Raw genomic sequence first — 697 nt, forward strand, 5'->3', positions numbered from 1 at the left:
GCCCACAGGATGCTGAACAGCGCGCCCATGACGAACGGGTGGTTGCGGGGCAGGGGCTCGGAGAGCCGCGAACGTCCGACGATGAAGCGGTCGAGGTACGGCGCGGTGTGGCCGGACACGCATTCCGTCCCGAACGAGGCCGCATGGAGCGACGGCAGGTAGGCTTCCGCCTGAAAGCTCCTCTTTGTCCCGAACGAGACGACGATGTCGCCGTCCGGGCCTTCGACGGAGACGCCGGAGTGGAAGGACAGCCAGCCGTCGCCAAGGGCCGGGCCTTCCGAGAGCACGATGGGCCGCCGGTCGTAGGCGTCGGTGTACAGGCGCCACAGGCGGCAGCGCGCCGGGGCCATCTCGGTGCAGATGGTGACGATGCGGCGCACGTCGTCCATGTCCGCAATCTGCGGCAGGCCAAGCTGGTACGTCGCCCAGTAGGCCCCGGGGCCGTTCTCCTCGATGGAGGCGGCATACCCGAACCGGCGCAGCGCCGCGTAGAGGCTCGCGGGCGTGCCCTTGATGCGGTGCCATGCGATGGCGTCGAGGATGAGGCCCGCCAGTTCCGCGTCCGTCCGGGCCGTTTCGCGGAAGTCGACGTGCAGTTGCCACGCGAGCAGTTCCAGTTCCGCCGTGCTCAGGGGCGTCAGCCCGCCGGACGCCTCGGCTACCCGCCCGATGGGGGCGAGCATATCGGGGACGGGAC

Annotated in this window: 1 protein-coding gene; it reads right to left on the reverse strand. The window is 70.0% G+C overall.

What is annotated here, in order from left to right:
* On the reverse strand, positions 1-697 hold a 697-nt coding region (locus HMPREF0178_RS21765; protein WP_009369400.1), incomplete at both ends, for a phage tail protein.

The organism is Bilophila sp. 4_1_30 (genome assembly GCF_000224655.1).
Lineage (GTDB): Bacteria > Desulfobacterota > Desulfovibrionia > Desulfovibrionales > Desulfovibrionaceae > Bilophila > Bilophila wadsworthia.